Origin of the sequence: Microbacterium halophytorum (genome assembly GCF_002970975.1) — a bacterium.
Classification (GTDB): Bacteria; Actinomycetota; Actinomycetes; order Actinomycetales; family Microbacteriaceae; genus Microbacterium; species Microbacterium halophytorum.
Genome location: NZ_KZ672982.1, coordinates 268575 through 295153, shown reverse-complemented (window position 1 = coordinate 295153; position 26579 = coordinate 268575). Strand labels below are relative to the sequence as shown.

24 protein-coding genes are annotated in these 26579 nt (G+C 71.3%); 18 read left to right on the top strand and 6 right to left on the bottom strand.

The window, feature by feature from the left end; genetic code table 11:
- Positions 1-14: 14 nt before the first annotated feature.
- A complete protein-coding gene (locus tag C0010_RS01375) occupies positions 15-1436 on the bottom strand; it encodes an aminotransferase class I/II-fold pyridoxal phosphate-dependent enzyme (RefSeq protein WP_105565264.1) in 1422 nt (473 codons plus the stop codon).
- A 114-nt stretch (positions 1437-1550) separates the two neighbouring features.
- On the opposite strand from C0010_RS01375, the gene pdxS reads away from it, so the two are divergent.
- On the top strand, positions 1551-2441 hold the full coding sequence (pdxS, locus tag C0010_RS01370) for a pyridoxal 5'-phosphate synthase lyase subunit PdxS (RefSeq protein ID WP_105565263.1): 891 nt from the start codon (positions 1551-1553) through the stop codon (positions 2439-2441).
- A 53-nt stretch (positions 2442-2494) separates the two neighbouring features.
- Entirely contained in the window at positions 2495-3028 is a 534-nt protein-coding gene (gene pdxT, locus C0010_RS01365) for a pyridoxal 5'-phosphate synthase glutaminase subunit PdxT (protein WP_232531692.1), read from the top strand.
- A gap of 20 nt (positions 3029-3048) precedes the next feature.
- Here pdxT and pdxY read toward each other — a convergent pair whose 3' ends face one another.
- The gene (gene pdxY / locus C0010_RS01360; RefSeq protein ID WP_105565262.1) at positions 3049-3900 is read right to left on the bottom strand and encodes a pyridoxal kinase PdxY; all 852 of its coding nucleotides are present in this window, start codon (positions 3898-3900) and stop codon (positions 3049-3051) included.
- A gap of 191 nt (positions 3901-4091) precedes the next feature.
- Between pdxY and C0010_RS01355 the strand changes: the two genes are divergently transcribed.
- The 3 genes from C0010_RS01355 (at position 4092) to ruvC (ending at position 6563) form a co-directional block, all read left to right on the top strand.
- Positions 4092-5006: a PrsW family intramembrane metalloprotease gene (locus tag C0010_RS01355; protein ID WP_105565261.1), complete on the top strand. Its 915-nt coding sequence runs from the start codon at positions 4092-4094 to the stop codon at positions 5004-5006.
- 103 nt (positions 5007-5109) lie between these two features.
- Positions 5110-5874, top strand: coding sequence for a YebC/PmpR family DNA-binding transcriptional regulator (locus C0010_RS01350; protein ID WP_105565260.1), 765 nt, complete (start codon positions 5110-5112; stop codon positions 5872-5874).
- Between the two features lie 92 nt (positions 5875-5966).
- Positions 5967-6563 (top strand): crossover junction endodeoxyribonuclease RuvC, encoded by a 597-nt coding sequence (gene ruvC, locus C0010_RS01345; RefSeq protein ID WP_232531661.1) that lies wholly within the window; start codon positions 5967-5969, stop codon positions 6561-6563.
- Positions 6564-6592: 29 nt separating this feature from the next.
- Here the strand turns inward: ruvC and C0010_RS01340 are convergent, their stop codons facing one another.
- Positions 6593-8134, bottom strand: coding sequence for a BCCT family transporter (locus C0010_RS01340; RefSeq protein WP_105565259.1), 1542 nt, complete (start codon positions 8132-8134; stop codon positions 6593-6595).
- A gap of 216 nt (positions 8135-8350) precedes the next feature.
- On the opposite strand from C0010_RS01340, the gene ruvA reads away from it, so the two are divergent.
- From ruvA to C0010_RS01310, 6 genes are all read left to right on the top strand, one after another.
- Positions 8351-8965, top strand: a complete 615-nt coding sequence (gene ruvA, locus C0010_RS01335; protein WP_105565258.1) for a Holliday junction branch migration protein RuvA — start codon at positions 8351-8353, stop codon at positions 8963-8965.
- Positions 8962-9996, top strand: coding sequence for a Holliday junction branch migration DNA helicase RuvB (gene ruvB / locus C0010_RS01330; protein ID WP_105565257.1), 1035 nt, complete (start codon positions 8962-8964; stop codon positions 9994-9996). The genes ruvA and ruvB overlap by 4 nt, the downstream gene beginning before the upstream one ends.
- Positions 9997-10092: 96 nt before the next feature.
- On the top strand, positions 10093-10509 hold the full coding sequence (locus C0010_RS01325) for a preprotein translocase subunit YajC (RefSeq protein WP_105565256.1): 417 nt from the start codon (positions 10093-10095) through the stop codon (positions 10507-10509).
- 42 nt (positions 10510-10551) lie between these two features.
- Positions 10552-12306 carry a protein translocase subunit SecD gene (gene secD / locus C0010_RS01320; RefSeq protein WP_105565255.1) on the top strand — a complete coding sequence of 585 codons (1755 nt, stop codon included), beginning with the start codon at positions 10552-10554 and terminating at the stop codon, positions 12304-12306.
- Entirely contained in the window at positions 12306-13298 is a 993-nt protein-coding gene (secF, locus tag C0010_RS01315; protein ID WP_105565254.1) for a protein translocase subunit SecF, read from the top strand. The genes secD and secF overlap by 1 nt, the downstream gene beginning before the upstream one ends.
- A gap of 96 nt (positions 13299-13394) precedes the next feature.
- Positions 13395-15632, top strand: coding sequence for a RelA/SpoT family protein (locus C0010_RS01310; RefSeq protein ID WP_105565253.1), 2238 nt, complete (start codon positions 13395-13397; stop codon positions 15630-15632).
- Here C0010_RS01310 and C0010_RS01305 read toward each other — a convergent pair.
- From C0010_RS01305 to C0010_RS01295, 3 genes are all read right to left on the bottom strand, one after another.
- A complete protein-coding gene (locus C0010_RS01305) occupies positions 15619-16200 on the bottom strand; it encodes a hypothetical protein (RefSeq protein ID WP_105565252.1) in 582 nt (193 codons plus the stop codon). The two genes, C0010_RS01310 and C0010_RS01305, sit on opposite strands and share 14 nt — an antisense overlap.
- A 95-nt stretch (positions 16201-16295) precedes the next feature.
- Positions 16296-17882 (bottom strand): DUF349 domain-containing protein, encoded by a 1587-nt coding sequence (locus tag C0010_RS01300; RefSeq protein ID WP_324998812.1) that lies wholly within the window; start codon positions 17880-17882, stop codon positions 16296-16298.
- A 123-nt stretch (positions 17883-18005) separates the two neighbouring features.
- Positions 18006-18293: a dioxygenase gene (locus C0010_RS01295; RefSeq protein WP_105565251.1), complete on the bottom strand. Its 288-nt coding sequence runs from the start codon at positions 18291-18293 to the stop codon at positions 18006-18008.
- Positions 18294-18367: 74 nt separating this feature from the next.
- On the opposite strand from C0010_RS01295, the gene C0010_RS01290 reads away from it, so the two are divergent.
- The 7 genes from C0010_RS01290 to C0010_RS01265 all read left to right on the top strand — a co-directional run bounded on the left by C0010_RS01290 (position 18368) and on the right by C0010_RS01265 (position 26540).
- Positions 18368-19705 carry a replication-associated recombination protein A gene (locus tag C0010_RS01290; RefSeq protein WP_105565250.1) on the top strand — a complete coding sequence of 446 codons (1338 nt, stop codon included), beginning with the start codon at positions 18368-18370 and terminating at the stop codon, positions 19703-19705.
- Between the two features lie 198 nt (positions 19706-19903).
- Positions 19904-20533, top strand: a complete 630-nt coding sequence (gene rpsD / locus C0010_RS01285) for a 30S ribosomal protein S4 (protein WP_105565249.1) — start codon at positions 19904-19906, stop codon at positions 20531-20533.
- A gap of 212 nt (positions 20534-20745) precedes the next feature.
- Entirely contained in the window at positions 20746-20916 is a 171-nt protein-coding gene (locus tag C0010_RS15095; RefSeq protein WP_174150299.1) for a hypothetical protein, read from the top strand.
- Positions 20917-20985: 69 nt separating this feature from the next.
- Positions 20986-23646 carry an alanine--tRNA ligase gene (gene alaS, locus C0010_RS01280; protein ID WP_105565248.1) on the top strand — a complete coding sequence of 887 codons (2661 nt, stop codon included), beginning with the start codon at positions 20986-20988 and terminating at the stop codon, positions 23644-23646.
- 2 nt (positions 23647-23648) lie between these two features.
- Positions 23649-24113: a Holliday junction resolvase RuvX gene (ruvX, locus tag C0010_RS01275; protein ID WP_105565247.1), complete on the top strand. Its 465-nt coding sequence runs from the start codon at positions 23649-23651 to the stop codon at positions 24111-24113.
- 4 nt (positions 24114-24117) lie between these two features.
- A complete protein-coding gene (gene mltG / locus C0010_RS01270; protein WP_105565246.1) occupies positions 24118-25695 on the top strand; it encodes an endolytic transglycosylase MltG in 1578 nt (525 codons plus the stop codon).
- Positions 25695-26540, top strand: coding sequence for a shikimate dehydrogenase (locus tag C0010_RS01265; RefSeq protein ID WP_105565540.1), 846 nt, complete (start codon positions 25695-25697; stop codon positions 26538-26540). Before mltG ends, C0010_RS01265 begins: the two co-directional genes overlap by 1 nt.
- Positions 26541-26579: the final 39 nt, after the last annotated feature.

Below are 26579 nucleotides of genomic sequence, written 5' to 3'. Positions count from 1 at the left end.
CCGGGTCTCTCGGGTCAGCCGGCGATCGCTGCGGCCAGGGCGGTCTGGTCCGTGTCGTTCAGCAGATGGGCCGTCACCCGGATGTGACCGACGAGGGCGGCGCCATTCGCTGCGGCGTCCGAGGCCGACGTGCTCGCCGCGGTCGACCGCCCCGCCGGGGGTGCATCGCCCGAGCGGAAGTCGTCGCCGGCGCGGACGAGCCAGCCGGCCTCGCGGAGGCGGGCCGCGGTCTCGACCGACGGCTCGCGCACGGGCACCCAGACATTGAGGCCGTCGCCCGGTTCGCACACGATGCCGTGCTCGGCGAGGCGGTCGCAGAAGGCGCGATTCCGGGCGGCGTAGTGCTCGCCGGCGCGCTCGACGTCCGCCAGCGCCTCGTGGTCCGTGAGCAGGGCGAGGGAGAGCCGCTGCAGCAAGTGGCTGACCCAGGCGGTGCCGGGGCGGAGTCGCAGGCCGAGGCGTTCGGCCGTGTGCGGGTCGCTCGCGACGAGCGCGAGACTCATGTCGGGGCCGAGGAACTTCGACACGCTGCGGACGAGCGCGAAGCGGCGGTGTCCCGCCGGAACGATCGATCGGAACGGCCGTCGCGACAGGAGTGAGAAGTGGTCGTCCTCGATCACGAGGGCGTACGGGTAGTCGGCCAGCACGGCCCGCAGCGCCCTGGCGCGTTCGTGCGACACGGAGGCCCCCGTCGGGTTCTGCGCCCGCGGCGTGCAGATCACGGCGCGGGCGCCGGCCTCGAGCGCCGCGCGCAGGCCTCCCGGCGTCAGGCCCTCGTCGTCCACGGCGACTCCGACGGCCTCGAAACCGCCGACCCGGATGGTGTGGATGCCGGTCAGGAACCCTGGATCCTCGATCGCGACGGCGTCGCCGCGCGAGAGGGAGCCGCTCAGCAGGCGCTCCAGGGCGTCGGCGGCGCCGTTCGTGACGCTGATCCGGATGTCCGCGGCGGCGAGGTCGGCGGAGAGCCAGTCGCGCGCCCAGGCCGCAAGATCCGGGTCGATCACGGGCGCGCCGTACAGTACAGGGCGCCCGAGAACCGCCCCCAGCGCATCCTCCGGTGACGGGATCAGGGCCGGATCGGGATTGCCGTTGCCGACGTCGCACAGGTCGGCCGCCGGGGACGCGAACCCCTCGCGCGCCACCTCCGTCGGCGCCGCCACGCGCGTGCCGCCGCGGCCAGAGGCGACCACGAGCCCGGCGTCGCGGAGCTGGCGGTAGGCGGCAGTCGCGGTGTTCCGGTTGACGCCGAGCCGGTCGGCGAGCGTGCGGACAGGGGGGAGCGCGTCGCCCGCGCCGAGGCGGCCGCGCTCGATGAGCGACCGCACGCTGCCCGCGATCTCGGCGGCGCTCGTGCCGGCGATCTCCGCCGCGCCGTCGGCTTCGCGCGGGCCGGCGGGGGCTCCGGCGGGCTCGACGGCTCCCGTGCCGGTCATCCGGACACCCTCGCTTCTCGAAGTGACATCAGGATCGAGCCTACCCAGTCGACGCGATACAGTTTGGCATAGGCCAATGTTTGGCCTATGCCGTAACTCGACCCGAGGAGCATCATGACCATTGCCCAGACCGGAACGCCGCTCGTCAAGCGCGGCCTCGCCGACATGCTCGTCGGCGGCGTCATCATGGACGTCGTCACGGCCGACCAGGCGAAGATCGCGGAGGACGCGGGGGCCGTCGCCGTGATGGCGCTCGAGCGCGTGCCCGCCGACATCCGCGCGCAGGGAGGCGTCGCCAGGGCGAGCGATCCCGACCTGATCGACGGCATCATCGATGCCGTGTCGATCCCCGTCATGGCGAAGGCGCGCATCGGCCACTTCGTCGAGGCGCAGGTGCTGCAGGCGCTCGGCGTCGACTACATCGACGAGTCGGAGGTCCTCTCGCCGGCCGACTACGCCAACCACATCGACAAGCGCGGGTTCGACGTGCCGTTCGTGTGCGGCGCGACGGGCCTCGGCGAGGCCCTGCGGCGCATCACGGAGGGTGCCGCGATGATCCGATCGAAGGGCGAGGCGGGCACGGGCGACGTGTCGGAGGCGACGCGCCACATCCGGCAGATCACGGGGGAGATCCGCGGGCTCGCGGCGAAGAGCGACGACGAGCTCTACGTCGCGGCGAAGGAGCTGCAGGCGCCGTACGAGCTGGTCGTCGAGGTCGCCAGGACGGAGAGGCTGCCCGTCGTCCTGTTCACGGCGGGCGGCGTCGCGACGCCGGCCGATGCCGCGATGATGATGCAGCTCGGCGCGGACGGGGTGTTCGTGGGTTCCGGCATCTTCCGCTCGGGCGACCCCGCCGCCCGAGCGCGGGCGATCGTGCGGGCGACGACGCAGTACGACGACCCAGCCGCGATCGCCGAGGCCTCCCGCGGGCTCGGCGAGGCGATGGTCGGCATCAGCGTTGCCGACCTGCCCGCTCCGCACCGGCTCGCCGAGCGCGGGTGGTGAGGCCGCGCGTCGGCGTGCTCGCGCTCCAGGGGAACGTGCGCGAGCACGCTGCGATGCTGGAGTCGCTCGGCGCCGCGGCGGTCGCGGTGAAGTCGCCGGACGACCTCTCGCGAGTCGACGGCCTCGTGCTCCCTGGCGGGGAGTCCACGGCGATCGATCGGCTCGCGCGCGTGCTCGGCGTGCGCGGGCCGATCGTCGCGGCGATCGCGGGCGGGCTCCCCGTCTTCGGCACCTGCGCCGGCATGATCCTGCTCGCCGACCGGATCGACGGCGGTGCTGCGGGGCAGCGGACGTTCGGCGGCATCGATGCGACCGTTCGGCGCAACGCCTTCGGGCGGCAGGCCGATTCGTTCGAGGCCGACGTCGACGTCGCCGCGCTCGGCGGGGCGCCTGTGCGCGCGGCATTCATCCGGGCGCCCGCCGCCGTCGAGGCGGGCCCCAACGTGACGGTGCTCGCCACCGTGCGCGGAATGGCCATCGCGGTCGAACGGGGCCCGCTGCTCGCGACGGCGTTCCACCCGGAGCACACGGGGGAGTCCCGCTTCCATGCGCGCTTCCTCGACCGTGTGCGCGCCGCGGCGCGATAGCCGGTCGTGCGAGGGCCCCGTCAGCGCACCCGGCGCGGCTCGAACTCCATGCGCGGGTTCGCGTAGTGCTCCTGGGCCTCGATCAGCCGGAGCTCGCTCGATCCGGCCGCGTGCGTCAGCTCCAGGACCCCGAAGACGCTGGAGGCCGTGCGCGCGAGCGCATCCGCGGCGTCGCCCGTGCGGACGAAGTGGCTCGTGAAGAGCGCTGCGGTCACGTCGCCGGACCCGTTCGCCTTCATGGGCAGGTGCGGGGTCGTGACGACCCAGGCTCCGGCGTCCGAGACGACCATCATCTCGATCGTCCCCTCGTCGCGGTCCGGTCGCTCGACGCTCGTGACGAGCACGGTCGACGGCCCCATCGCGCGAGCCGCATCGGCCGAGGCCAGAGTCGACTCGATCGTGTCGGGCGAGGTCCCCGTCAGGAATCCGAGCTCGAACTGGTTCGGCGTGATGATGTCGGCGACCGGCACGACCTTGTCGCGAAGCAGATCGGGGATCGCGGGGGCGACGAAGCAGCCGGACTTCGCGTTGCCCATCACGGGATCGCAGGCGTACAGCGCCTTCGGGTTCGCCGCCTTGACGCGCGCGACCGCGTCGATGATGACATCGGCGATGCCCTCCGAGCCCTGGTAGCCGCTCAGGACGGCGTCGAGCGTGCCGAAGGCGCCGCGCTCGGAGACGCCCGTGATCACCTCCGCGACGTCGGCCGGGTCCATCACGGGCCCGCGCCACGCCCCATAGCCCGTGTGGTTCGAGAAGTTCACCGTGTAAACCGGCAGCACCTCCACGCCGATGCGCTGCATCGGGAAGACGGCGGCCGAGTTTCCTGCGTGGCCGTACGCGACGGCCGATTGGATCGAGAGCACCTGCATCCCTCGATCATGCCATTTTTGGCACAGGACAATGACCGATGCCGTTCATGCCGTCGCGCGCCCGGATCTGCCGCGGGGCATCGCCGGTTCCGGGTGAGCCGCGGCCCCGGCCGAGTGCGGATCGCGGTTGAATCGCAGGTGCGCGCCCGCGAGCGACGATTCCCGCGCGCCCGAGAGATGAGCAGGACGAGATGACCCAGAACAGCCAGCGCACACCCTCTGCGACGAAGCACAAGGGGTGGTGGTGGAAGACGCTGATCGGCGGTGCGGCGCTGTGGCTCATCACTGCGTACGTCACGCTCGTGACGGGGAACACCAACCTCGTACCGACGGTCATCCTGCTCGGCAGCTTCCTGGTGCCGTTCGCCGTGGTCCTGTTCGCCGCCGAGCGCGCGGTCGGCCGGCTCGACGCCGTCAGCCTGATGATGGCGTTCTTCGTCGGCGGCATCTTCGGCGTGCTCGGCGCTTCGATCCTCGAGGTGCACCTCGAGCCGAGCTGGTACGTCTACTTCGGCGTCGGCTTCTGCGAAGAGCTCGTCAAGGCGGTCGTCTTCATCGTCGTCGGCTGGCGCATCGTGCCGAAGAACGGCTACCAGGGGGCGCTCCTCGGGGCCACCGTCGGTGCCGGCTTCGCCGCGTTCGAATCGGCGGGCTACGCCTTCAACGCGGGCCTCACGCGTCGCGGCATCGACCTCATCTCGATGCTCGAGACCGAGGCGGTGCGCGCCGTGCTGACGCCGGTCGGTCACGTGCTCTGGACGGCGATCCTCGGAGCGGCGATCTTCGCGGTCGCGGCGAAGGCGCAGGCGAAGGGCGCGCCGCAGACGGGGTACGCACCCGGATGGCCGATGGTGCTCGCGTTCCTCGCGGTCGTGGTGCTGCACGCGCTGTGGGACTCGATGTCGTTCATCGCCGCGCTCATCGCGGTCGCCCTCACGGGCAGCGCTCGCGATGCGCTGCAGTACGGCCAGCTCCCGACCGCGCAGCTCGAGGAGATCTCGCAGCTCTCGACGACGTTCTACGTCGCGGGGCTCGCGGTGATCTCCGTGCTCGGCGTGCTCCTGCTGCGCGTGTGGGCCAGGCGACCCGCTGCGGTATCGGGCTGATCGCCCGCCCGCGCGGGGCATGCGGCGCCTGCCCGTAAGATGGGGAGAGGCCCGCGCGTGCGAACGCCGCGCGCCCCGCGGCCGATGACGTACGAGGAGACATATGTCCGGACACTCCAAGTGGGCGACCACCAAGCACAAGAAGGCGGCGATCGACGCCAAGCGTGCGAAGTCGTTCGCCAAGCTGATCAAGAACATCGAGGTCGCGGCCCGCGCCGGCGGCGCCGACATGGCGGGTAACCCGACGCTGTACGACGCCGTGCAGAAGGCGAAGAAGACCTCGGTCCCGAACGACAACATCGACCGCGCCATCAAGCGCGGCGCCGGCATCGGCGGCGACGCCGTCGAGTACATGACGATCATGTACGAGGCCTACGCGGCCGGCGGCGTCGCGATGCTGATCGAGTGCCTCACCGACAACAAGAACCGCGCCGCGAGCGAGGTCCGCACGATCGTCACGCGCAACGGCGGCAACATGGCCGACCCCGGCAGCGTTTCGTTCAACTTCGAGCGCAAGGGCGTCATCGTCGCGAGCGCCGAGGGCACGACGGAGGACGACGTCATGATGGCGGCGCTCGAGGCGGGCGCGCAGGAGGTCGAGGCCCACCCGAAGGGCTTCGAGGTCATCTCGGAGGCGACCGACATGGTGGCCGTGCGCACGGCCCTCGTGGACGCAGGCATCGACTACGAGTCGGCCGACGCCGAGTTCGTGGCGAACGTCAAGGTGCCGGCCGACGCCGACACCGCCCGCAAGGTGTTCAAGCTGATCGACGCGCTCGAGGACAGCGACGACGTGCAGAACATCTACACGAACATCGACATCTCCGCCGAGGTCGAGGCGGAGCTCTCCGACGGCGACGACGACTGATCGCGGCGAAGAGCGCCCGCGCCCCACATCGGCCCCAGCGGGCGCCGAGGGGCCGGGCGCTCTTCCGCGTCCGCGGCGCGTAGGCTGAGGCCGTGGCATCCACGCGCGTGATCGGCATCGACCCGGGGCTCACCCGCTGCGGCGTCGGCGTGGTCGACGTGGCGCCCGACCGGACGGCGACCCTCGTGCACGTCGGCGTCGTGCGATCGGCGGTCGATGCCCCCGTCGCGGAGCGCCTCCGCGCGATCGGCGCCGGCATCCGGTCGGCGCTCGAGACCTACGACCCCGCCGTCCTCGCCGTCGAGCGCGTGTTCGCACAGCACAACCTCCAGACGGTGATGGGGACGGCGCAGGCATCCGGAGTCGCGCTGATGCTCGCGGCGGAGCACGGCATTCCGGCGGCGATGCATACGCCCAGCGAGGTGAAGGCGGCGATCACCGGATACGGGAACGCCGACAAGGCGCAGGTGCAGCACATGGTCGCGCGGGTCCTGCGGCTCGACGAGCCCCCCAAGCCGGCCGACGCGGCCGACGCCGTCGCGATCGCGCTCTGCCACGCGTGGCGAGGGGGAGGCGGCCCCGGCACCGGCATGGGCGGTGCCGCATCGGCCGACGGCGCCACGACGCCCGCCCAGCGGGCATGGGTGGAAGCGGAGAAGCGCGCGCGGCGCGCGGGAGCCCGCCGGTAGCGCGAAGGGGCCCGACGCCGGCGCGCGCCCTACGTCGTCAGCTCCGCCTCACGCGCCTCCCGCGCGACGGCGTGCGTTCCCGCGAACCGCGCGTCGGCGCGCAGCTCCTTCACGAGCGAAGCGGCCAGCAGCGTCACGATCACGGTGAAGGGCACGGCCGACAGGATGGCCGCCTGCTGCAGGGCCTGAAGGCCGCCGAGCACGAGCAGCACGATGGCGCAGACGCCGGTGAGCAGGCCCCAGATGCTGAGGACGGATCTCGACGGGTTCAGCGTGCCCCGCGACGACAGCAGGCTCAGCACGTACGTGTTCGAGTCGGCACCCGTGACGAAGTACAGCACGATCAGGATCAGGGTGAGCGCCGACGTGATGGCGGGCAGCGGCAGCTCCCCGAGCACGGCGAAGAACGTCACGTTCGTGTTCTCGAGCGTCGCCGCGCCGATCTCGGTGCCCTTGAACATGTCGAAGCTGATCGCCGTGCCGCCGAAGATCGTGAACCACAGGGAGAAGACCACGGTCGGCACGCCCATGACGACCGCGACGAACTCCCGGATGGTGCGGCCCTTCGAGATCGCGGCGAGGAAGATGCCGACGAACGCGCCCCAGCTCAGCCACCAGGCCATCATGAAGTACGTCCACCACTGCATCCACGCGAGGTCGTCCGGTGTCGACGGCGTCAGCAGGGCGACCATCGGGAAGTCGCTGATGAACTGGCCGAACGAGCGGAAGTACAGGTTCGAGATGAAGCTCGTCGGCCCCATGATCATCACGTAGACGCCGAGGATCGCCGCCCCGATCATGGTGATCTGGCTGACCCACTTGATGCCGCGGCCGATGCCCGACAGCGCGGAGAGGGTGAAGACCAGCGTGATGCCGGCGATGACGACGACCTGCACGAAGACGTCGGTCGGGACGCCGAACAGGCTGTTGGCGCCCTCGGCGACCTGCGCGGCGCCGAGGCCGAGCGACGTCGTCGTGCCGAACAGGGTCGCGAGCACCGTGAACACATCGACGGCCTTCCCGAGCGGGCCGTCCATCGACTTCCCGAGCACGGGGCGCAGCATGGGCGACACGAGGCCGGAGTTGCCGCGTCGGTGCGTCGAGTACGCGATCGCGAGCCCGAAGACGCCGAACAGAGCCCAGGCGTTCGGGCCCCAGTCGAAGTACGAGAACTGCATCGCCGTGACGGCCGCCTCGATCGTCTCCGGCTCGGCAAGGCCGTGCGGCGGCACCATGAAGTGCGACATCGGCTCCGCGGCGCCGTAGCTGATCAGCCCGACGCCCATAACGGCGCCCAGGATCATGGCGATCCACGCCCAGCGGTTGTACTGCGGACGGTCGGTGTCCTCGCCGAGCCGGATGCGGCCGAAGCGGCCGATGCCGAGATACAGCATCAGGACGATGCAGCCGGTCGTCACCACGAGGTACGCCCAGCCGATGTTCGCGGCCGACCAGTTGGACGCGGCCGTCATGACGGCCGAGAGGTTCGCCGGCCACAGAGCGGCCCAGGCCACGAAGGCGACGATGAGGGCGATGGCCGCCCAGAAGACGGCGCCGGGTCGATTCCGCATATGTTCTGCCCTTGCTGCGTAGAAGCTCGACGTGCAGAACTCCGGATGAATTTCGTGAGCGACAAGCGTAGCGCCGAGGGAGCGGCGGGGCGATTCGTCCGGCGCGTCGGCCCGCAGTCGGGGCCGCACAGGGCCCCCGCCCGGCACCGGAGCCGGCCGGCTCCGGCCGGGCGGGGGAAGCGCTCGGACGTCGGGGGTGCCGCATAGGCTGGGGGAATGATCTCCTTCCTGCGCGGCCCCGTGCTGCACGCCGGCGCGGACTCGGTCGTGATCGATGTCTCGGGCGTCGGCTTCTCCATCCTCGTACCGCCCGATGTCGCACGCACGGCACGAGAGGGCCAGGAGCTCGCCCTGCACACCTCGCTCGTCGTGCGCGAGGATTCCCTGACGCTGTTCGGTTTCGCCTCCCGCGACGAGCTCGACGTGTTCGGCATCCTGATCGGCGTCTCCGGGGTCGGCCCGAAGTCGGCTCTCGGCGTCCTGTCGACGCTCACGATCGACCGGATCGCCGAAGCGGTCGCGGCGGAGGACGACAAGCCGTTCCGCAAGGTCAGCGGCATCGGGCCCAAGACGGCCAAGATGATCGCCCTGCAGCTGCAGGGCAAGCTCGACGGGGTCTCCGCGGCGCCGGCGCCCGCGGCACCCGCCCAGGGCGGCGCCGTCGTGGCGCAGGTCACGCAGGCCGTGGCCGGCCTCGGTTGGCCGGAGCGCACCGCGGCCGAGGCAGTCGAACGCGCCGCCGCGTCCGCGAGCGACGCCGATCGCGGGTCGGTGCAGTCGCTGCTGCGCCTCACCCTGGCCGCGCTCGGGCCCGCCAAGGGAGGCGCATGAGCGACGAAGCGACGAGCCCGCGGGCGCAGGACGACTCGGAGCTGGCGATCGAGGGGGCGCTGCGCCCGGCCAGCCTCGAGGAGTTCGTCGGCCAGCAGAAGGTGCGCGCCCAGCTGCAGCTGCTGCTGAGCGCGGCGAAGATCCAGGAGCGTGCGGCCGATCACATCCTTCTCGCCGGCCCGCCGGGGCTCGGCAAGACGACGCTCGCGATGATCGTCGCGCACGAGTGCGGCGCTCCGCTGCGGATGTCGTCGGGTCCGGCGATCCAGCATGCGGGCGACCTCGCGGCGCTGCTGTCGAGCCTGCAACCCGGCGAGGTGCTGTTCATCGACGAGATCCACCGGATGGCGCGCTCCGCGGAGGAGATGCTGTACCTCGCGATGGAGGACTACCGGATCGACATCATGGTCGGCAAGGGCGCCGGCGCGACGAGCATCCCGCTCGAGCTCGCCCCGTTCACGCTCGTCGGGGCGACGACGCGGTCGGGTCTCCTGCCGAACCCGCTCCGCGACCGATTCGGCTTCACGGCGCACCTCGAGTACTACGACCCCGAGGAGCTCGAGCGGGTCATCGGCCGGTCTTCGGACGTGCTCGGCGTCGACCTCGGCGCCGCCGAGCGCTCCGAGATCGCGCGCCGCTCGCGCGGAACGCCCCGCATCGCGAACCGCCTGCTGCGCAGGGTGCGGGACTACGCGCTCGTCGAGCACGCGGGCAGCGCGCCGGGGCTCATCGACGTCAGGGCGGCGCTCGAGCTCTACGACGTCGACGCGATCGGGCTCGACAGGCTCGACCGCGCCGTGCTCGACGCGCTCGTCAGGCGGTTCCGCGGAGGCCCCGTGGGCCTGAGCACCCTGGCGGTCACGGTCGGCGAGGAGGCCGACACCGTCGAGAGCGTCGTCGAGCCGTACCTCGTGCGGATCGGCTTCATGGGCCGCACCCCGCGCGGCAGGATCGCCATGCCGGAGGCGTACGAGCACCTGGGCGTGGGGGCCCCCCGCGCCCAGGAGGCCCTTAAGCTCGATGAACTATGATTTCGGTCAGACTCTGCGCCGCACCTGCGGCGCGAACGCGACCAGCGCCGGTCCCGGCGCTCGCACTCGAACCCCTGTGAAAGGCGCTGTACCCCTATGGACCCCATGTCCCTGATGCTCCTCGTCCTGCTCGGCGCCATGCTGATCTTCATGGTCTTCAACAGCCGGAAGCAGGCCAAGAAGCGCCGCGAGGCCGAGGAGGAGCGCCAGACGAAGATGGTCCCGGGTGCGCGCGTGATGTCGCGCGCCGGCGTCTTCGGCACGCTCGTCGAGTTCGACCCCGCCGACCTCAACACGCCGGCGCGCGTCGAGATCGCCGACGGCGTCGTCGTCGACATGCACGCGCAGTCGATCGACATCGCTCCCGAGCCGCCCGCGGCCGAGTCGGTCGAGGACGCCGAAGCGGAGGACACGGACGGAACGGTCGAGGTGGAGCACGAGCAGGGCACCTACACTGTGAACGGCGAGGGCGTCGAGAAGCTCCCCGGCTCCGACGACGACGACAAGAAGTAACCAGCCCCGCACTTTCCGCACTCCACTCAGTAAGGCCTCTCCGTGGCTCCGACTACTCCCGTGCGCCGTGCCTGGCGCGCCCTGACAGGGCTCCTCGTCCTGACCGCCGTCCTCTTCGGTGCCAACGCGCTCGGCGTCTGGGGCTTCAAGGAGTCCTCGTGGACGCCCGAGCTCGCGCTCGACCTCCAGGGAGGCACGCAGATCATCCTCGAGGCGCAGACCGAGGGGGCCGACCCCTCTGCCGAGCAGATGGAGCAGGCCGTCGAGATCATCCGGCAGCGCGTCGACGCCTCCGGCGTCTCCGAAGCGTCCGTCACGACGCAGGGCGGGCGCAACGTCGTCGTGGAGATGCCGGGCGAGATCGATGAGGAGACGCGCAACCGCATCGAGTCGAGCGCGCAGCTCGAGCTCCGCGAGGTGATCGCGTCGACGGGCGCCGCGACGAGCTACGTCGGCGAGGACGGGGAGTCGACCGAGTTCCCGTCGCCCGACCCCGACCTGCCGACGACGCCGGCCGCCGAGCCGACGGCGCCGAACGACCCGAACCAGGTCTCGGAGGCCGACGCGGCGCGCTTCAACGCGTACGACTGCACCGCCCCCGATCAGAACCCGGCGGAGGCCGCGGACGACAAGGCGATGATCGCCTGCGACCCGACGAACCAGGTCAAGTACCTGCTCGGGCCCGTCGACCTCACGGGCGATTCCCTCACGGATGCCTCGTCGGGCCAGAACCCGAACAACGGGCAGTGGGAGGTGTACCTCCGCTTCGACGATGAGGGCACCGACGTGTTCTCCGACGTCAGCAAGCGCCTCTACGCGGCCCAGAGCCAGCAGGCGCCCGACATGGCCCAGTACGGCATGCCGACCGCTGTCTCGGGTCAGACGCAGTTCTCGTTCGTCCTCGACGGCGTCGTGATCTCGGCGCCCGAGATGAACGCGGTCATCACCGACGGCCGCCCCTCGATCTCGGGAACGTTCGACCAGGAGAGCGCGCAGACGCTCGCGGACCAGCTGAAGTTCGGCGCCCTGCCGCTGAGCTTCGAGGTCGTCTCCAGCGACACCATCTCCGCGACCCTCGGCGAGCAGCAGCTCATGATCGGCCTGATCGCCGGTCTGATCGGCCTCGGCCTCGTCGCCGTATACGTGCTGATCCAGTACCGGCTCCTCGGCACCGTCATCATCGCGTCGCTCATCGTGATGGGTGTGCTGACCTACCTGCTGCTGTGCCTGCTCTCGTGGCGCCTCGGCTACCGGCTCTCGCTCGCCGGCGTCGCGGGTCTGATCGTCACGATCGGGTTCACGGCCGACTCGTTCATCGTCTACTTCGAACGCATCAGGGACGAACTGCGCGACGGCAAGGCCGTGACGGTGGCCGTCGAAGACGGCTGGGACCGTGCCAAGCGGACGATCTACATCTCGAAGTCGATCAACATCCTGGCCGCCGTCGTGCTCTACATCCTGGCCGACGCGACGGTGAAGGGCTTCGCGTTCACGCTCGGCATCACCACGGCGCTCGACATCCTGATCTTCGTGATGTTCACGCACCCCGTGATGGAGCTGCTCTCCCGCACCCGGTTCTTCGGCGGCGGGCACAAGCTCTCCGGCCTCGATCCGCAGGGCCTCGGGGCGGTGTACCGCGGCCGCGCGCAGTTCCGCAAGCCGGTCGGCGCTTCGTCCAGCGTCCAGAAGTCGCGCGGCGAAGCGGCGCGGCGTCAGACCATCGCCGAGCGCAAGCAGGCCGAGGCGGAGGCCGCCGCCATGCAGGGCGCAGGCACGAACAAGGAGGGCGACCGCTGATGCGCTCGTTGAATGAGCTCGGCAACGACCTCTACACAGGCAAGACCTCGTTCCCGTTCGTCGCCAAGCGGAAGCTGTGGTTCACGATCGCGCTCGTGCTGATCGCGATCTCCGCGGCCATGCCGTTCGTGCGCGGCGTCGAGTGGTCGATCGAGTTCACGGGCGGCAGCCAGTTCACGGTCTCCGACCCGGAGACGACGGATCAGCTGATCGGCTCCGACGCCGTTTCCGAGGCGGTACCGGGCGCGACGGCCACCGTCACGACGATCGGCGGCGACGACATCCGGGTGCAGACCTCGCAGCTCGACGACAGCGAGACCCAGGCCGTCACACAGGCGCTCGCGGACGCCTACGGCGTCGAGACGAGCGCCATCACGAGCTCGTTCATCGGGCCGTCCTGGGGCGAGCAGGTGACGCAGCAGTCGCTCTGGGGCCTGGCGATCTTCCTCGCGCTGACGTTCATCATCCTGATGATCTACTTCCGCACGTGGAAGATGTCGGTCGCCGCGATCGCCGGCCTCGTCGACGTCCTCATCATCACGATCGGCATCTACTCGCTCTCGGGCTTCGAGATCTCCCCGGCCGCCGTGATCGGCTTCCTGACGATCCTGGCGTACTCGCTGTACGACACGACGGTCGTCTTCGACAAGATCAGGGAGAACACGCGGGAGGACGGCGAGAAGTCCGGCCGCACGTTCGGCGAGTCGGTGAACCTCGGCGTCAACCAGACGCTCGTCCGCTCGATCAACACCTCGATCGTGGCGGCCCTGCCGGTCGCCGCCATCCTGTTCATCGGCGCGCTGTGGCTCGGGGCCGACACGCTCAGCGACATCTCGCTGTCGATCTTCGTCGGCATCCTCGTCGCGACCTACTCGACGCTCTTCGTCTCGGCGCCGCTGTACGCGATGATGCGCGAGAACGAGCCGGCGATCAAGCAGGCGGACGCCCGCACGCTCGCGGCGCGCGCCCGCGCCGACGTCCGCGCCGACTGACGGCCCGTACGCGGGCGGGGGTGCATCGGGCTCTGGTCCGGGGCACCCCCGTCTGCGTCGTAGGATGATTCGAAGCGACAGCGGGGGAGGCGGAGCATGACCGACACGACGACGAGTTCGAGCCTGCGCCGCCTCGTGCCGCGCATCTTCTCACGCGCGCCGCGCCACGCCGACGTCGCCAGGCTGATCGCGATCGTGCGGCAGAACCACCCGCGGGGCGATTTCGGGGTCATCGAGCGCGCCTACGCGGTCGCCGAGCAGAAGCACCGGGGCCAGAAGCGTCAGAGCGGCGAGCCGTACATCACGCATCCGCTCGCGGTCGCCGAGATCCTGGCGGGCCTGGGGCTCGGGCCGCGCGCGATCTCCGCCGCGCTGCTGCACGACACGGTCGAGGACACCGGCTACCCGCTCGAGGACCTGCGCGAGACGTTCGGCGACGAGGTCGCCCTGCTCGTGGACGGCGTCACGAAGCTCGACAAGGTCAAGTACGGCGAGAGTGCGCAGGCCGAGACAGTCCGCAAGATGATCGTCGCGATGAGCAAGGACATCCGCGTCCTCGTCATCAAGCTCGCCGACCGCCTCCACAACGCCAGGACGTGGGGCTTCGTCCCGCCCGAGAAGGCGAAGAAGAAGGCGACCGAGACCCTCGAGATCTATGCGCCGCTCGCGAACCGCCTCGGCATCCAGGCGATCAAGAGCGAGCTGGAGGAGCTCTCCTTCGCCGTCCTCTACCCGAAGATCTACAACGAGATCGATGCGCTCGTGAAGCAGCGCACGCCGCAGCGGGAGCAGTACCTGCGGCGCGTGATCGACGACGTCTCCACCGATCTGCAGCAACTGCGCATCCGGGGCACGGTGGGCGGCCGGCCGAAGCAGCTGTACTCCGTCTATCAGAAGATGGTCGTCCGCGGGCGCGACTTCGACGATATCTACGACCTCATCGGCATCCGCGTCATCGTGCAGACGGTGCGCGACTGCTACGCGATCCTCGGCGCCCTGCATGCCCGGTGGACGCCCCTGCCCGGTCGCTTCAAGGACTACATCGCGACGCCGAAGTTCAACCTGTACCGCTCCCTCCACACGACCGTGATCGGACCCGGCGGCCGCACCGTCGAGATCCAGATCCGCACGGAGGAGATGCACCACCAGGCCGAGTACGGCGTGGCGGCGCACTGGAAGTACAAAGAGCGGATGAACGCCACGGGCGGCAAGACCGACGAGCGCGCGTCCAGCCAGGACATGGCGTGGCTGGCGCGGATCTCCGATTGGCAGGCCGAGACGAAGGACCCGGGGGAGTTCCTCGACTCGCTCCGGTTCGAGATCGGCGCCAAGGAGGTCTACGTCTTCACCCCGAAGGGGCGCGTGATCGGGCTGCCCGCTGGCGCGACCACGGTGGACTTCGCCTATGCCGTGCACACCGAGATCGGCCACCGCACCATGGGCGCGAAGGTGAACGGCCGGCTCGTGCCGCTCGAGACCGAACTGCGCAGCGGCGACGTCGTCGAGGTGTTCACGTCGAAGAACCCGGATGCCGGTCCCAGCCAGGACTGGCTGGGCTTCGTCAAGAGCACGCGGGCGCGCAACAAGATCCGCGGCTGGTTCACGAAGGAACGCCGCGACGAGGCCATCGAACAGGGCAAGGACGCTCTGCTGCGCGCCATGCGCCGGCACCACCTCCCGCTGCAGCGTCTGAAGGATTCGCTCGGCGAGGCGGCGCACATGCTCCGCTACGACGATGTCTCGGCCCTGTACGCGGCCGTGGGCGAGGGGCACGTCTCGACGCAGTCGGTTCTGGAGAAGGTCGGCTCGCTGCTCGACCAGAGCGACACCGCGACCGGCCCGATCGAGCTCCCCGCGACGCCGCGCCGCCGCCCGCGCGGGAACGAGTCCGGCGTGCTGGTGCGCGGCGACGACGACATCCTCGTCAAGCTCGCGAAGTGCTGCACGCCGGTTCCGGGTGACGACATCGTCGGCTTCATCACGCGCGGCTCGGGCGTGAGCGTGCACCGCGCGGACTGCACGAACGTGCAGGCCCTGAAGAAGGACCCGGAACGGCTCATCGAGGTCGAGTGGGGCGAGTCGGACAAGAGCGTCTTCCTCGTGCACATCCAGGTCGAGGCGCTCGACAGGGCGGCACTCATCGCCGATATCACGCGGGTGCTCAGCGAGCACCACGTCAACATCCTGTCGGCGAACGTCACGACGACGAAGGAGCGCCTCGCCATCAGCCGCTACGTGTTCGAGATGGGCAACTCGGTCCACCTCGACCGCGTCCTCAACGCCGTGCGGCGCATCGACGGCGTGTACGACGTTTACCGCGTCACGTCGGCCTGACCTGGCGCAGCGCCCTCAGGGCGCCGCGCTTGTTCGACATCGTCCGGTCCTCGAGCCACCGGATGGCCGCGGCGACGCGTGCGGCGTCGCTCGAGAGGGCGGCGTACGCCGCGGCGAGGTCTCCCCGGTCGGCCCGGCTCGCGAGCCGCCTGCCGCGCGACGGAGTCTCGGCCGCGGCGAGAGCGAGAGCGATGTCTCCCAGGGTGCGCTCGGGCGTCAGCACCCACAGGCCGCCGACGCGGACGGCCTCGCCCTGCTCGATCGGGCGGTCGCGCACGCGCAGGCCGATGATGTGCCGTCGCCCGCGCGCCCGCACACCGGGGAGCGGCTGGGCGAGGTGCGGCAGCGGCTCTCCCGGCACGGCGCCGTGCACCCACGCGGCGCTCAGCCCGACGGCGACCAAGCCGCTCCCGTACGCACTTGCGAGCGTTGCGGCCCGGAGCGACGAGCATTCGGGCGCGTCCGCCGGCATGAAGCCGCCGCCGAGCTCGAAGACGTCTCCGTCGAGCCTCGCGGCGGACAGCTCGACGGGGGAGAGACGGTCGATCCGGATCAGGGGGGCGCTCATCCGACCAGGCTCCACCATCGGCGGGCGGCGCGGCACCCCTGTGGACAGAACAACCGCCCCGACCGGGGGCCGGGGCGGTTGTGGGCGAGGAACGGTCAGCCGATGGCGCGGAGCCAGGCCTGTCGAGCCTCCAGCGCCTCGCGCGCTTCGTCGATCTTCTTCCTGTCTCCGGTCGCCTCGGCAGCGGCGAGCTCGGCCTCGAGGCCGGCGATGGCGTCCAGGAGCTGCTGCGACATGTCGTTCGCGCGGGCCTTGGTGCGGGGGTCGTTCTTCTTCCAGTCGACGTCCTCGCGGCGCTTCAGGTCCTGCTCGACCTGGCGCATCCTGGCGTCGAGCGCGCGCTCGGCCTCGCGCGGGAAGATGCGGCCGACGGCCTCCCAACGGTCCTGGATCCCGGTGAGCAGCTTGCGCGCCTTCACGAGGTCCTTCTCGTCCGCAACGGCCTTGGCTTCCTCGAGCAGCGCCTCGCGCTCCGCGATGCGGGGCTGCGACTCCTCCTGCTCCGCGGCGTCGCGCTCGGCGCGGGCGCCGTAGAGCACGTCGCCGGCGGCCTTGAAGCGGGCCCAGAGCGCGTCATCGGTCTTCCGACCCGCGCGGCCGGCCGACTTCCACTCGTCGAGGAGAGCGCGGTAGGTCGGGATGGCTTGCTCTCCCTGGGACGCGAGCGCCTCCGCGCGCTCGACGATGCGCGACTTCCGCTCCTTCGCGCCCTTGTGCTGCTCGTCGAGCTGGGCGAAGAACGCCCTGCGGTTGCGCTCGAAGCTCGCGCGCGCGTTGCGGAAGCGCTTCCACAGCGCCTGTGCGACCGACTTGGGCAGGCGGGGCCCGGTCTTCTGGTGCTGCTGCCACTCCGCGAAGATCGCGTCCAGTTCGGCCGATGCCTGCTTCCACTGCACCTGCTTGGGGTCGCGCGCCGCGAGCTCTTCGACCTTGACGACGATCGCCTCGCGCTCGGCAACGGCGGCGTCGACCGCCGCGCGCTGTGCGGCCTGCTCCTCGGCGCTGGCCTCGGAGAGTGCATCCGTCAGCACATCGAGGCGACCGGCGAGGCCGATCAGGTCGCCGACCGCCGCGGCTCCGACGACCTCTGCCTTCAGCGCACCGGCCTGCTTGCGCAGGTCGGACGCGGACGCGCCGCCCGTCGCGCGGCGCTGCTCGAGCGTGACGACGCGGACCTCGAGGTCGTTGAACTTGCGGGTGAAGTACGCCAGCGCCTCGTCGGGGGTGCCGTCAGGGTACTCGCCGACGACGCGCCAGGCGTCGCCCTCGCGCACGGAGACCGAGCCGTCGTCCTCGATGCGGCCCCACTGCTCGGCCTCGGCGGTCGGCGTCTCGGCGGCGGCGGGAACCGAGGCCGCGACGGGCGCCTTCGGATGCGGGATCGCGGCGGGCGTCGGGCGCGGGCCGGGCATCGGCCGCGGCGTCGGCACGGGCGCGGCCTGCGCGGGGGGCTCGGGCGTCGGAACGGGCGCGGCCGGTACGGCTGGCTCGGGCGTCGGCTGCTCCGCCTCGGCGGGCGCCGGAGCCTGCTCCGCGGCGGGCGCCGACGTCGGCTGCTCCGATTCGGCGGCCGGCTCGGGCTGCTGCGCCTCGGCGGGCTGAGCGGTCTCGGCGTGCGCCGCGGCGTCCTGCGCGGCCTCAGGCTCGATCGGGGCGTCGTTGGTCTGGTCGGGGGTGCTCACAAGAGGCTCCTTGGGCGGCAAGCCGCAGAAAGGACGAGGGACCCTCCCAGCCTACGGGATCGGTCGGCCGGCGTGGAGCCGTTCCGCCCCTCGCGGCGCCCTCGCCGCCGGAAGCGCGGGCGGTCAGCCCTCGTCGTCGAGCGGGAGCGGGTTCGGGTCCTCGGGAACCGGCGTGTCCGGCAGGTCACTGGTCTGCAGGGGCGTCGGCTCGGGCCCTGCCCCGGGGCCGGCCTCGTAGAACACGGCCTGGGCGGCGATCGCGAGGACCACGACGCCGCCGCCGACGATCGAGGCGAGCACGTTGTCGCGCCGTCGGCGGGCCTGCCGCTCGTCGTTGAGGCGCCGGCGCGCCTCGTACCGCTGTGCCCTCTCGCGCTCTTCTCGCTGCGCCTTCGACCTGCTCTGTGCCACGGCACCAGCGTAGGGCACCAGCCGGTGCGTCCGAGGCCGCGCGTAGGGTTGAGGGCGTGACCTCTTCGCCTCTGATGACCGGACAGACGCCGCTCGCCGTGCGGATGCGTCCCGTCTCCCTCGACGAGGTCGCCGGGCAGGCGCACCTGCTGAAGCCCGGCTCGCCGATCGTTGCGCTCGCGGACCCGTCCGCGTCGAAGCCGGGCACGGTCTCGGTCATCCTGTGGGGCCCTCCCGGCACGGGCAAGACGACGCTGGCGCAGGCGATCGCGCGCTCCTCGGGGCGCCGTTTCGTCGAGCTGAGCGCCATCACCGCCGGTGTCAAGGACGTGCGCGAGGTGATGAAGGAGGCCCTCGATCAGCGCGACCTGTACGGCCAGTCGACGATCCTGTTCCTCGACGAGATCCATCGCTTCACCAAGGCGCAGCAGGACGCCCTGCTGCCCGGCGTCGAGAACGGCTGGGTGATCCTCATCGCGGCGACGACCGAGAACCCCTCGTTCTCGGTGATATCCCCGCTGCTGTCCCGTTCCCTCCTGCTCACGCTGAAGCCGCTGACCGACGACGACCTCGGCGAGCTCATCGACCGCGCCGTCGGCGATGCGCGCGGCCTCGGCGGTGCCGTACGGCTGGCGCCCGAGGCGCGCACCGGCCTCATCCAGCTCGCCAGCGGCGACGCGCGGAGGGCGCTGACGGCCCTCGACGCGGCGGCGGGCGTCGCGGCGTCCGAGGCGGGAGACGGCGCGGGTGAGGGGAGCGCTGATCAGGATGCGCCCATCGAGGTCGCCGAGGAGCACGTCGAGCGGGCGGTCGACCGCGCCCTGCTGCGCTACGACCGCCAGGGCGACGAGCACTACGACGTGATCAGCGCGTTCATCAAGTCGATCAGGGGATCCGATCCGGATGCGGCCGTCCACTACCTCGCGCGGATGATCGAGGCGGGGGAGGACGCGCGCTTCATCGCCAGGAGGCTCGTCGTGCACGCCGCGGAGGACATCGGGCTCGCCGACCCCCGCGCGCTGCAGATCGCGTCGGCCGCGGCCGACGCCGTCGCCTTCATCGGGATGCCGGAGGGGCGGATCCCGCTCGCGGAGGCGACGATCTACCTCGCGACGGCGCCGAAGTCGCCCGCGACGATCCAGGCGATCGACCAGGCGATCTCCGATGTGCGGGCGGGCAGGATGGGGCCGGTGCCGCTGCACCTCCGCGACGCCCACTACGCGGGGGCGAAGCGGCTCGGCCACGGCAAGGGCTACCGCTACCCGCACGACAGCCCGCTCGGCGTCGTGAAGCAGCAGTACCTGCCGGACGCGCTCGCGGGGCGCCGCTACTACGAGCCGCGCCCGCTCGGCGGCGAGCGGGAGATCGGCGAGCGGCTCGACAAGATCCGCCGCATCGTCGAGGGCGGCTGACCAGCCCCGCAGGCGCCCGCGCATTGTCGGCGTCCGCACATCCTCGCACGGGGAGGCGTTTGGTAAGCTTGATCGGCTCGTCCTACGAGCACACCCCGCTCCGCGTTCCCGACGGCAGTCCGGCGTACGCCGTCATCAGGGAGGCGCGGGGATGTACGTCCGTCGGCACGCGAAAGCCGCGGCCACGTGAAAGGAATCATGGTTACCAAGTCTCAGGACCGCCGCAAGGTCCGTCTGTCGCGCGCCCTCGGCGTGGCGCTGACGCCCAAGGCCGCTCGCTACATGGAGAAGCGTCCCTACGGCCCCGGCCCCCACGGCCGGACGAAGCGCAAGGCCGACAGCGACTACGCGGTTCGCCTCAAGGAGAAGCAGCGTCTGCGCGAGCAGTACGGCATCCGCGAGAAGCAGCTGCAGATCGCCTACAAGGAAGCCCGCCGCACCGACGGCCTGACCGGTGAGAACCTGGTCGAGCTGCTCGAGATGCGTCTGGACGCGCTCGTGCTGCGTTCGGGCTTCGCCCGCACGACGTCGCAGGCCCGCCAGTTCGTCGTGCACCGCCACATCCTCGTGGACGGCAAGATCGTCGATCGCCCCAGCTTCCGCGTGAAGCCGGGCCAGACGATCCACGTCAAGGAGCGCAGCGAGGGCACCGAGCCCTTCCAGGTCGCGGCCGCCGGCGGTCATGCCGAGGTGCTGCCCCCGGTTCCGGGCTACCTCGAGGTCGAGCTCGACAAGCTCCACGCGACGCTGGTGCGCCGCCCGAAGCGCGCCGAGGTGCCCGTCACCTGTGACGTGCAGCTCGTCGTCGAGTACTACGCCGGCCGCTAGGCCCGCGTAGCACGAGCGGCCGCGTCAGCGGCCCGAGGGCACTGTGTACGGGGAGGGTCAGCGTCAGCTGACCTGACCTACGCGGGTCGCTGATACGGCTTCCTGCTGCGAAGGGCGTCGGGGTCATCCCCGGCGCCCTTCGCCGTACCCGGCGCGTCCGGATCTCCGCAGTCGCTACGATGGGGAGAACGACTGAATCCGGAAAGGGCGTCATGAAGAATCTGCTGTGGTTCCTGCTCGGCATCATCGGCGGCTTCGTCGCCGCGCACTTCATGAACAAGGACCCGCGCGGGCACGAAGTGCTCGCCAAGGTCGACGCCCGCGTGACGGAGTTCACCGACCGCCTCGCAGAGGCCTACTACGCCGAGCAGACGCGCGGCTGACCCGCGCCGCCCACCAGGCCGCACACCCCGGCCAGCACTCACGCACGAGCAAGGACACATCCTCCCGTCATGAAGACCGCCGACATCGCGAAGCTCTACCTCGACTACTTCGAGAAGAACGGCCATCAGATCGTTCCGTCGGCGTCGCTGGTCTCCGACGACCCGTCGCTGATGTTCACGGTCGCCGGTATGGTGCCGTTCATCCCGTACCTCACCGGCGTCGTTCCCGCGCCGCACCCGCGCATCGCGGACGTGCAGAAGTGCATCAGGACGAACGACATCGAGGAGGTCGGCAAGACCGCCCGCCACGGCACGTTCTTCCAGATGCTCGGCAACTGGTCGTTCGGCGACTACTTCAAGCAGGGCGCCATCTCGTACGCCTGGGAGCTCCTGACGTCGAGCGAGGCCGACGGCGGCCTCGGCTTCGACGAGAAGGACCTCTGGGTCACGATCTACGAGACGGACGACGAGGCCCACGACATCTGGGCCGAGGAGATCGGCATCAGCCCGAGCCGCATCCAGCGCCTCGGCCGCGCCGACAACTACTGGAACACGGGCCAGCCGGGCCCTGGCGGCCCCGACTCGGAGATCTTCTTCGACCGCGGCCCCCGCTACGGCGCAGACGGCGGACCAGCGGTCGACGACACCCGTTTCATCGAGATCTGGAACCTGGTCTTCATGCAGGACCGGATCGAGAACGTCCGGGGCAAGACGGAGTTCGACATCGTCGGCAGCCTGCCGCAGAAGAACATCGACACCGGCATGGGGCTCGAGCGCGTCGCGTTCCTGAAGCAGGGCGTCGAGAACATGTACGAGACCGACCAGGTCAGGCCGGTGCTCGACCTCGCGAGCGAACTGAGCGGCAAGCGCTACGGCGCGGAGCACGACGACGACGTGCGCTTCCGCGTGATCGCCGACCACGTGCGCTCGTCCCTGATGCTGCTCTCCGACGGCGTCACGCCGTCGAACGAGGGGCGCGGGTACATCCTGCGCCGCCTGATGCGCCGCACCGTCCGGTCCATGCGGCTCCTGGGCGTCGAGGAGGCCGTCTTCCCCGAGCTGTTCACGGCGTCGCGCGACGCGATGAAGCAGACGTACCCCGAGCTCGAGACCGACTGGTCGCGCATCTCGTCGTACGCCTTCGCGGAGGAGGAGACGTTCCTGCGAACGCTGACGGCCGGCTCGACCATCCTCGACACCGCCGTCGACAAGGCGAAGAGGGCCGGAGCCGCTTCGCTCGCGGGCGACCAGGCGTTCCTCCTGCACGACACTTACGGCTTCCCGATCGACCTGACGCTCGAGATCGCCGACGAGGCGGGTCTCGGCGTCGATCGCGACGGCTTCGACTCCCTGATGAAGGCCCAGCGCGAGCGCGCCAAGGAGGACGCGCGCTCGCGCAAGCGCGCGATCGCCGACGTCGGCGTGTACAGCCAGTTCCGGGCGCTCGGAGAGACGACGTTCACGGGCTACGACGACCTCGAGACCGCGACGCGGGTGCTCGGCGTGATCGTCGACGGCGCGCCGGCCGCCGCTGCCGCCGAAGGCCAGACGGCCGAGGTGATCCTCGCTGAGACGGCGCTTTACGCGGAGTCCGGCGGACAGGTCGCCGACAAGGGCACGATCGTCGGCCCCGGCTACGAGCTCGAGGTGCTCGACGTGCAGCGCCCCGTGCCCGGCCTCGTCAGCCACACCGTGCTCGTCACGGCGGGCGAGGTCGGCGTCGACCAGCCGGCGACGACGATCGTCGACGCCGCCAACCGCCGATCGGCGCAGCGCGCCCACTCCGCGACCCACCTCGTGCACGCCGCGCTCCGCGACACGCTCGGCAAGGGGGCCACGCAGGCGGGTTCGCTCAACCGCGCCGGCTACCTCCGCTTCGACTTCTCGTGGAACCAGGCCCTGTCGGATGCCACGAAGAGCGAGATCGAGGAGATCGCCAACGGTGCCGTCGCGAACGCGCTCGAGGTGACGACGCGCGTGCTCCCGATCGACGAGGCGAAGGCGGCGGGGGCGACGGCCCTGTTCGGCGAGAAGTACGGCGACCGCGTCAGGATGGTCGACATCGGTGGCCCGTGGTCGCGCGAGCTCTGCGGCGGAACCCACGTCGCATCCAGCAGCGAGATCGGCCTGATCTCGCTCACGAGCGAGTCGTCCGTCGGCGCGGCGAACCGCCGCATCGAGGCACTCGTGGGGCAGGACGCCCTGCGCGCCCTGAACCGCGAGCGCGCTCTCGTGGCCGAGCTCTCCGGCGCGCTGAAGACGCCGCGGGACAAGCTGGTCGACCGCGTCGCCGAGCTCTCCAGCGGCCTGAAGGCCGCCGAGAAGAAGATCGCGCAGTTCGAGCAGGCCCAGTTGCAGCAGCGGGTCCCGGAGCTCGCGGTGAAGGCCGCCCGCATCGGCAGCATCGCGCTCGTCGCGGAGCCTGTCGGCGACGTCGCATCGGGCGACGACGTGCGCAGCCTCGTCACACAGGTGCGCGAGCGGTTCGGCTCGGAGCCGGCGATCATCGCGCTCGCGGGCGAGTCGAACGGGCGGCCAGTGGTCGTCGTCGCGACGAACGACGCGGCGCGCGCCGCCGGAGCGAGGGCGGGCGACCTCGTCAAGCTCGCGAGCGGTGTGCTCGGCGGAGGCGGCGGCGGCAAGCCCGACCTCGCGCAGGGCGGCGGGCAGGACGCCGCGGCGATCCCCGCGGCGCTCGACGCCGTGCGACGCGCCGTCGAGGCCCTGTAGGCGTGGGCGAGTTCCGGCGCGGCGTGCGCCTCGGCATCGACCCCGGTCGGGCCAGGGTCGGCGTCGCGCGCTGCGACGCCGACGGCATGCTCGCCGTTCCCGTGGAGACCGTACCTCGGGACGAGCGCTCCGTCGCCCGCATCGGCGAGCTCGTCGCCGAGCACGGGGCGATCGAGCTCGTCGTAGGGCTGCCTCTGAACATGCGGGGAGATGACACGCCGTCGACGCAGGATGCTCGCGAGCTGGCGGGTGCGATCGCCGTTCACACGGGCGTCCCCGTGCGTCTGGTCGATGAGCGGCTGTCGACGGTGACGGCCCACTCGGCGCTGCGGCAGTCCGGCCGCACGCAGAAGGGGTCTCGTAATGTGGTAGACCAGGTCGCGGCCGTCGTGCTCCTGCAGCACGCGGTAGACAGCGAGAAGAGCACCGGTGCCCCCGCCGGTGAGCCCGTCCCCTTCCCGGAATGAGCCCATGACCCCTCCCGCAGAGCCCCACGATCCCGAGCGGCCGCTGACGCGGCGCGAGCTCCGCGAGCGCGCCGGCACGGATGCGGAGAGCGACGCGCCGGCGCCGGATGCCGCGGAAGCCGAGGCGGGCGACGACGGCGAGACGGACGCCCGCGCCGCCACGGACGGGCGGGGTGCGGGCGAGCCCGGGCCCGAGCCGGATGCGCCCGCCGCGTCCGAGCCAGAGGTCCCTGCCGAGACAGAGTCGGACATCCCTGCCGGGACCGAGCCGGGCGAACGGCACACGGACGCCGACGAGCTCCTGGCGGCGTTCGGGTCGGAGGACGGCGACGCGGAACGCGACGGCGCGGACGAGCGCGCGGCGTCGGAGACGGCCGACGAAGGGGCCGCCGCGGCGGAAGCTGTGGGCGACGCTGCCCCGACCCGCCGCACCTTCCCCGCAGGCGGGGGCATCGAGGAGCTGATGGCACCGGAGCCGGAGCCGGAGAAGAAGCGCCGCCGCGGCGGCGGATGCCTGATCGCCCTGATCATCGCCGTCGTGCTGGTCGGCGGCCTCGTCGGCGCCGGGTATTGGGCGTGGACCGCGTACGGCGAGCGCGTCATGGAGGAGCTCGGCCTCGACGGCCCCCACGACTACGAGGAGGGCGAGGCGACGGGCGAGGTGGTGTTCCAGGTCGAGGAGGGTGACACCGGCGAGTCGATCTCGCCGCGCCTCTACGGGCACGGGGTCACCCTCGAGCCCGATTCGTTCACGCGCTACACCCGCGAGGAGGCGCCTGACCTCGCGCTGTACCCCGGTGTGTACACGCTGCAGGAGAAGATGACGAGCGCGGCGGTCGCGGACGCCTTCGCCGACCCCGAGAACCGCCAGGAGGATGCGATCGCGCTCCCGGAGGGCATGACGGTCGCCTCGGAGCTCGAGAGCATCGCTTCCTCGACCGAGATCCCGCTCGAAGACCTGCAGTCGGCCGCCGCCGACCCCGCGGCCTACGGGGTCGACGCCGACTCGCTCGAGGGCTGGCTGTTCCCCGCGACCTACTCCTTCGATCCCGGCGTCACCGCCGAGGAGGTCATCCGGACGATGGTCGATCGCACCCGGGAGTCGCTCGCGGCCGCGGGGGTGCCGGACGAGGATGCGCACGACGTCCTGACGATCGCGTCGATCATCCAGAGGGAGGCGCGCTTCGAGCAGGACTTCTATCAGGTGTCCCGCGTGATCCAGAACCGCCTCGGCCCCGACACATGGGGCGACACGGCGGGCTTCCTGCAGATGGACTCGACGGCGCAGTACGGCTACGGCGAGACGCACAGCGGCACCGCCTCGAGCTCCGCGGAGGCGCTCGCGGACGACAACCCCTGGAACACCTACGCGCACAAGGGGCTCCCGGCCGGCCCGATCGCGAATCCCGGCGACCTGGCGATCGACGCGGCCATGCACCCGGCGGACGGGCCGTGGCTCTACTTCGTGACGGTCGACCTGTCGACGGGCGAGACCAAGTACGCGACGAACAACGCGGAGCACGAGCAGAACGTCGACGAGTGGCAGGCCTGGTGCGCCGCGAACCCGGACGGCGGGTGCTGATGGCGGGCGGGGGACGCGGGCCGCGGGGCGCGCGGCTGGCGGTGTGGGGCGACCCGATCGGCCACAGCCGCTCGCCCCAGCTGCACGGCGCCGCGTACCGCGCGCTGGGCCTGGACTGGTCGTTCGAGCGCAGGCTCGTCGACGCGCCGGGGCTGGCGGACGCACTGGCGGGCCTGGACGGCTCGTGGCGAGGGCTCGCCCTCACGATGCCGCTCAAGGAGGGGGCCTGCGCGGCCGCCGTCTCGCGCGACCGCCACGCCGAGCTGACGGGCGCGGCGAACACGCTGCTGCTGACGGACGAGGGCGCTCTCGGGTTCAACACCGACGTCGGCGGAATCGTCGCCGCGCTGCGCGAGCTCGGTCTGGACGGGGCGGAGAGCATCCGGATCCTCGGTTCGGGCGCGACGGCCGCCTCGGCCCTCGTCGCGGCGGGCGAGCTCGGCGCCAGGACCGTTCAGGTCGTGGCCCGTCGCACCGAGCGGGCGGAGGCGTTCGTCGGGCTCGGGGAGCGTGCTGGCGTTCGGGTGCGGCCGAGCACGTTCGCCACGACGACGGGCGCGGCCGATCTGACGATCGCGACGCTCCCCGGCGGTGCCGAGCTCCCGGCCGAACAGCTCGTGCGGCTCGCCGGCACGGGCGGTCCGCTGTTCGACGTTGCCTACGACCCGTGGCCGTCCGCGCTCGCCCGCCGGTGGGAGGGCGACGTCCGCTCGGGGCTCGGCATGCTGCTGCACCAGGCCCGGCTGCAGGTGCGGATCTTCGCGTCGGGCGACCGCGATCGGCGGCTCCCGGATGAGGATGCCGTGCTCGCCGCAATGCGGAGCGCCCTCGCGGGAGCTCACTGACGACGCAGCCGGAACACGGCGTCGCACTGGCGTCGCCCG

Coding starts and splice junctions, on each gene's coding strand:
- C0010_RS01375 (WP_105565264.1), bottom strand. CDS start 1,436: ATGACCGGCACGGGAGCCGTCGAGCCCGCCGGAGCCCCCGCCGGCCCG.
- pdxS (WP_105565263.1), top strand. CDS start 1,551: ATGACCATTGCCCAGACCGGAACGCCGCTCGTCAAGCGCGGCCTCGCC.
- pdxT (WP_232531692.1), top strand. CDS start 2,495: ATGCTGGAGTCGCTCGGCGCCGCGGCGGTCGCGGTGAAGTCGCCGGAC.
- pdxY (WP_105565262.1), bottom strand. CDS start 3,900: ATGCAGGTGCTCTCGATCCAATCGGCCGTCGCGTACGGCCACGCAGGA.
- C0010_RS01355 (WP_105565261.1), top strand. CDS start 4,092: ATGACCCAGAACAGCCAGCGCACACCCTCTGCGACGAAGCACAAGGGG.
- C0010_RS01350 (WP_105565260.1), top strand. CDS start 5,110: ATGTCCGGACACTCCAAGTGGGCGACCACCAAGCACAAGAAGGCGGCG.
- C0010_RS01340 (WP_105565259.1), bottom strand. CDS start 8,134: ATGCGGAATCGACCCGGCGCCGTCTTCTGGGCGGCCATCGCCCTCATC.
- ruvA (WP_105565258.1), top strand. CDS start 8,351: ATGATCTCCTTCCTGCGCGGCCCCGTGCTGCACGCCGGCGCGGACTCG.
- ruvB (WP_105565257.1), top strand. CDS start 8,962: ATGAGCGACGAAGCGACGAGCCCGCGGGCGCAGGACGACTCGGAGCTG.
- C0010_RS01325 (WP_105565256.1), top strand. CDS start 10,093: ATGGACCCCATGTCCCTGATGCTCCTCGTCCTGCTCGGCGCCATGCTG.
- secF (WP_105565254.1), top strand. CDS start 12,306: ATGCGCTCGTTGAATGAGCTCGGCAACGACCTCTACACAGGCAAGACC.
- C0010_RS01310 (WP_105565253.1), top strand. CDS start 13,395: ATGACCGACACGACGACGAGTTCGAGCCTGCGCCGCCTCGTGCCGCGC.
- C0010_RS01305 (WP_105565252.1), bottom strand. CDS start 16,200: ATGAGCGCCCCCCTGATCCGGATCGACCGTCTCTCCCCCGTCGAGCTG.
- C0010_RS01290 (WP_105565250.1), top strand. CDS start 18,368: ATGACCGGACAGACGCCGCTCGCCGTGCGGATGCGTCCCGTCTCCCTC.
- rpsD (WP_105565249.1), top strand. CDS start 19,904: ATGGTTACCAAGTCTCAGGACCGCCGCAAGGTCCGTCTGTCGCGCGCC.
- C0010_RS15095 (WP_174150299.1), top strand. CDS start 20,746: ATGAAGAATCTGCTGTGGTTCCTGCTCGGCATCATCGGCGGCTTCGTC.
- alaS (WP_105565248.1), top strand. CDS start 20,986: ATGAAGACCGCCGACATCGCGAAGCTCTACCTCGACTACTTCGAGAAG.
- mltG (WP_105565246.1), top strand. CDS start 24,118: ATGACCCCTCCCGCAGAGCCCCACGATCCCGAGCGGCCGCTGACGCGG.
- C0010_RS01265 (WP_105565540.1), top strand. CDS start 25,695: ATGGCGGGCGGGGGACGCGGGCCGCGGGGCGCGCGGCTGGCGGTGTGG.